At 37.2% G+C, this 5,887-nt stretch carries 4 protein-coding genes; all 4 read right to left on the bottom strand.

Going from position 1 to position 5,887, the window contains the following annotated elements; translation table 11 throughout:
- A partial coding sequence (locus tag ACU52_RS14905) for a 4Fe-4S dicluster domain-containing protein (protein WP_147630899.1) occupies window positions 1-338 on the bottom strand: 338 nt, incomplete at its 3' end.
- Entirely contained in the window at window positions 335-1,870 is a 1,536-nt protein-coding gene (locus ACU52_RS14355; protein WP_053399300.1) for an oligosaccharide flippase family protein, read from the bottom strand. The genes ACU52_RS14355 and ACU52_RS14905, both read right to left, overlap by 4 nt.
- Window positions 1,871-3,790: 1,920 nt before the next feature.
- A complete protein-coding gene (locus ACU52_RS15235; protein WP_156316898.1) occupies window positions 3,791-3,943 on the bottom strand; it encodes a hypothetical protein in 153 nt (50 codons plus the stop codon).
- A 1,032-nt stretch (window positions 3,944-4,975) separates the two neighbouring features.
- The gene (locus ACU52_RS14360; protein WP_239684941.1) at window positions 4,976-5,617 is read right to left on the bottom strand and encodes a transcription termination/antitermination NusG family protein; all 642 of its coding nucleotides are present in this window, start codon (window positions 5,615-5,617) and stop codon (window positions 4,976-4,978) included.
- Window positions 5,618-5,887 lie beyond the last annotated feature (270 nt).

Genomic DNA, 5,887 nt, shown 5'->3' on the forward strand with positions numbered 1-5,887 from the left:
ACATTCCATTTTGGATCATAAGTAGCACCAAATACAACGCCATGTTTTTCAATAACATAATTTGCAATTAATGTAAATATACCTCCTGATGAACTTTGCATTCTCACTTCGTCATCTTCATTAATTAAAGCATATGCTTGAAGTGGTTCAGACTCTTTATATGGAGTTATAATAGGGCATACTTTTTCGCATAATCGACAATCAATGCACTTATCAATATTAACATGAGGATAAAGGAAGCCCTCATTATCTTCAATCAGTGATATACATTGTCTTGGACAACGTTGTACGCATGCTGAACATCCACAACAATTGTGCTTATCAGTTATATTTATCATTTTCTGAATTTACTTTTTATTGCTGTTATTTTTGATAAAATAAATTGACGCTCATTTCTGTTACAACCTACAAAATATATCACGCTGAAAGTACAAATAACAGAAATTGCACATATCATAATAAAACTTATAAACGTCTCTTTCAAATAAGACGATAATAAACAAGGAATAATAGCTGATAAAATTGTAACAGCCAAGACATTAAAATACACCTTACTCATATATTCACGTACAGAAAGACCAATCATGCCTCTTAGCATATATAGGCGTAATGCCAAACAGCATTGAGATATACAAATAGCAACAATCAATACAGTTTCTGGTATACAACCGTTTCTTAACAGAATATATGATATAGGCAAATTCGTCATTTGCAGCCCCCCTACAACTATCTGATAATTGCGTATGTTCCCTGTCGCAAGCATAGCGGTTATAAGTGGATTTGATATTGATTCTGACATGGCAAAAATCAATACTAATTGTACAAATAATGTCGTATGATCAGGAACAATCTTAAGCCATAATGTAAGAATATAATGGGCATTGATTATTACCGGTAATGAAAGTATCAGTAATATATAAAAGGAAAGTCTTGCTCCTTGATGTATCAATGTCATCATATATTCTTTGTTTCCGGCTGCATACGATTTTGTTATCTGGGGATTAAGGGCCATCATAAAATTACTTACAAAACCGCTTATGGCATTATTTACCTGATATGCAATACCTCGGGCTGCATTTACAGCCGGACCACAGAAAAGGTTTATGATAATGTTTCCACCCTGATCACGTAATACAGCAGATGTCGCACCAATAAAATTCCATCCGGCAAAGCCGAACATCTTTTTTAAGAGTTCCTTATCAAATATAAAATGGTAGGTACATTCCTCAAAGTGTCGTTTACAATAATATCCATAAACAAAACGGATTATTAATGCAACTGATGCCATTAATATTGCATAGAATATAAGTTTGTCAAACGGTGACCATAACAGCATATAAACAATAACAAGTTTAGCCACTACCTCCAATATGCTTATATATGCAAAAGCTGACATCTTTTCATGTGCTATTATTGCAGCATTGTATGGAATGCTTATCAGGTTTATTATAAAAGTCAATATAGATAGTTGAAACACCCAATTGGCAGCATACATACGGTCTGTAGGTATTGTCATTTTAGCATTTAGAAACCATACCCCTATAGCTTCTGCCAAGATCAATATAATTAGACCTAATACAAGTTGTATCGTTACTGATGATGAAAATATTCTTATCAGTTTTTCTTTATCTCCCTTACCGAGTTCATATGTAATAAACCTACTGATAGCAGATGACAAAGAGCCGGATATTACAGAAAACATAGCTACAACTCCGCCTACAACATTGTATATACCGAAATCTTCAACACCTAATGTATGTAACACTACACGTGATGTATATAGACTTACTGCCATCATAAACAGCATGCGTACATATAGTAGCAATGTGTTTTTTGCTATTCTTTTATTATTTTGTGCTGTATCAGTCATTATCTAAGTGAAAAACAGGAGCAAAGCACAATCGGGCTTGCGCAATTTACTAAAAAATTACAAATTAAACGTTTTAGCGGAAATGAATTGTTACAAGTTAAAAATTAAATACCGTTGCATTTTTTGAATTATAATGCTGTTGATTGTACCTATTGAATGTTGTATCATAGAGCTTTGAATCTATTTTTTGCTATTATTATTTCTTTCATAACGTGTTGATTTGCGAGGTAAAACTCAGTGAGTTTTGAGGAGAAAAACAATGATTTTCTATGCAGAAATGATTGCTTTTCGGGAGTTATGAAGTTAAGTCATGTGCTTTGTGGGATATTGTCATAACTTCATCGTTTACTCATATTTCTTAGTAATTTATCTTTACATATCAAGAGCATAATCACCTTGTAGTAAGGTTGTATGTATTTTGTTCGTTATGCAACATTTATTATTCTATATCAGAAAATCTTTTTTCGGTTTTAAAAAAGATTTTGAGAATAAATATTTACATTTTATTTTTCGGTTTTATTTTTTATTTCAAAAAGATTTGGACTTTTTCGCGTTTTTTGCTACAGGTAGTGATTAAAGCCTGCAGTGCTCTGTCAAAGGGTAACCGCACAGATGCAAGTCGCTGTATATATGCATGTTACGTTCGTTTCTTATGCCATTTTCTGCCTTCCGGAGCACTGTAAGAGTGACAGGGTGGTAAGCTGTTTTCAAAACTTTTTATATATATGCGATAAAATAAATTATCGGCATGTATATATATTCATTTTATTTTTTTTGCGCGTATATAATATAAAAAGTTTATAAAGTAGGTGGTAAACCTAGCACTGCGTGAATTAAGAGCCCCACCAAACCTCCCCCGTGGGAGGCTTTTGCTTCTCGGTAGTTTGAGTAGTATTTTCTAAGTGAAGAGCAGGCGCAAAAGCGCAAACGAAGTTCAGCGTTAGCTAATTAAAAATTAAAAGTGAAAAACGCCAGGCGTAAGTAAGAGTGAAAAATCCAATCGCTTTGTTGGATCTTTTCGCAAGTACTATGTTTGCTATTGACTCTAACTCCTAGCCAACTTGTTGGCGATAACTTCTATAACTACTTTAACTCCTATCCGGATTCTGCATCTGTCCTTCTTTTTTCACCTCTATTCTTAGTAACTTATATTTACATATCTAGAACATAATCACCTTACTGTAACCTTATCACGTTTTTGCACATTTTAGTCGATTTTCAACATATAATGAATGTTAATTTTTTGTCATCCAAAATTTGGATATTAACATTGTTAACGTTTTTTTACTCGCTTTTTTTAGGCATATTTTCGCATAAAAGTGACAACCTTGTCTGTAAGGTTGCAGTGATATACACCTCATCATCACGCATTATCTTATATCATTTATTATCAATGTCTTACACCAGATAATAGTTCCGAAATTACGACAAAACAGGCATTAGGGTGTGATAGGGTGGTAAGTAGGTTTCGTAACTTTTATATAATATTTGTGTTTTGTGTCATCCAAAATGGATATTAACACTTATATTCCTCGGGCGCGCGCGTAAGGAGTTTATAGAGCAGGTTACTAGCCTATCACTGCGTGAATTAAAAATGAAAAATTAAAAGTGAAAAATGTCTGTCGGAATTTAGAGTGAAAAATCCAAATACTTTGCTGGATCTTTTCGCAAGTACTGTGTTTGCTATTGACTCTAACTAATAGCTCATCTTAGTGAGCGATAACTACTCTAACTCCTTTAACTCCCAATGACAATAGCACAGGAAACCATGTGTCTTTGTTGCTTCTTGTCAGCATCAGGACTAACTTTCTTAATTTTTAATTGCGCAAGCCCGCTCTTCGTTCTTCACTTAGAGAAATCGAAACTTAAGCCTCCCCACGGGGGAGGTTTGGTGGGGCTCTTTATTTGCGCCTTTGCGCCTCAGTCTCTTGTGAGTTGTGTGATGAGCTGTGTGAAGTATTTGCGCCACTCGTTGAGCTTTTTTTGTTCTGCCTGCTGTTGTGGCGACTTGATGAGGCGATAGTTTTCTATCCTGCGCTTGTAGCCGTCTACTATTATCGAGTTGGCGGCCAACAGCTGGATGCAGGTAAGGCTGTCGCCAGACTTCAGGTTGTTGTCTTAGACTGCTTTAATGAATCCGTGACGTACATGCAGCTCTGTTTCTAGTGTCCTGCAGCTGCGGCAGGTTGACTTAACTAATTTGTCGATAACCACTGTGGTTAACAGACGTGCCTTCTTTTCGGCTGATTCTAAATTTTTCATTGTTGTATAATTGAATTTACACAATATCATTTTTGGTGCCGGCGGATTATCATCGGTAGTTATAGTAGTTAAAGAAGTTATAGTAGTTAAAGTCATATGCTTTGTTGATTCTTATCATAACTTTTTGTACCGAGGATTATCATCGGTAGTTATAGTAGTTAAAGAAGTTATAGTAGTTAAAGTCATATGCTTTGTTGATTCTTTTCGCAAGCACTGCGTTTACATATGACTCTAACTCCTAGCTCACCTTAGTGAGCGATAACTACTTTAACTCCTTTAACTCCTAATCTTTCGTACCGGCGGATTTGCGCTTTTATCTGTAGTTATAGTAGTTAAAGAAGTTATAGTAGTTAAAGTCATATGCTTTGTTGATTTTTATAATAACTTCATAATCACTACGTTCGCTATTGTTCCGGCGGATCTGCGCTCCGCCGGAATTGAATATAAAGATTTGTAATCTGATTACTTCCTATGTGGCATTACATCATAACTTTATACCAAACATTAGCAAACGTAGGTAGTGATTGCAAGTAATTTCTTTAGCCTTTAATTTTTACTTTTATTTTTTATTGCCATCTGTTCACTGTTAATTTTTCACTTATATAGCGTTGCGTTAACAACTTTTTTGTCCCGTTGGGGACAAAATGGTGAAATATGTTCAGAGTGGCTATATCTTTGCACAGTCTGTTGCTAATGGAGTGGGGTGTTATCCTGCCGATGAAGCTTTGGGCGATGTATGTCCGGTGTATTTTTTACCTGACTGATATTGCCCGCCTTTACGGTTAAGTTCTGAAATTAATTGGAGATATGATGATATATGTGGTGTTTATTATGACGATTCTGTTACTCTATCGGATCGAGCAGGTCGCGCGATATATTGACCTTGGCGCTGCCGAGGATGCCGATGTCGATGACGAGGCTGGTGCTGTTGTCGGGACACTGAAGGACATAGCCTTCGAGGCCCATGAGCTTGCCTCCGTTGACGCGTACCTTCTCGCCACGGCGCAACGGGCGCGGGTCGATGGTTACGTCGCTCTCGGCATCGCTGACCATGCGCATAAGGCTGCGCATCTGCTGGTCGGGGATGACGGCAACAGGGCGATGGCCGTTTTCGGGACTGCCGGCTATGTTGACCATGAAGCGCTTGATGTATGGCAGGAACACTATCTCCTTGCGGCGCATGAGGTCGGTGCAGCGGATGAAGACGAGGGTGGGGAAGATGATGCGCTCTACGAGCTTGCGGCGGCCGTTGCGCCATGTGCGCATCTCCTTCTGCGCTGCCACATAGACCTCATAGTCTTTTTCGCTGTCAGGCTGCGACGCAATGCGTGCCAGAAGCCTCTCGCAACAAAGTTTTTCGGAGTTGTTGTTTACGACGGCTATATACCAATGTTTGCCGTTTTTGGTTGCTTTTGGCACGCCTACGGCGCCGTCGGTAGGTGTTACCGTCGGACTTTTAACATGCATCGGTGTATTGCTATCCATAATAGTCTCGTCTGCTTAGCTCAACAAATTGATGACTCACTCTTACGAAGAGTAAGTCTGACGTTGCTAAATGTTTGATAATCAGAGAATAAGAAACAATATGACATGCATTTGGTTCACATAAGTTCATATTGTAACAACTTTGAAAACATGAATAAACACTATTTTTATCGGCAAAATATTGGTAATAAAAATAAATTCGTAAATTTGCAACGTTAGATGTACTCTTCGTAAGAGTAAGTCGTTTTGAACATACAGCCCTAAATATTT

Origin of the sequence: Xylanibacter rarus (assembly GCF_001275135.1) — a bacterium.
Taxonomy (GTDB): domain Bacteria; phylum Bacteroidota; class Bacteroidia; order Bacteroidales; family Bacteroidaceae; genus Prevotella; species Prevotella rara.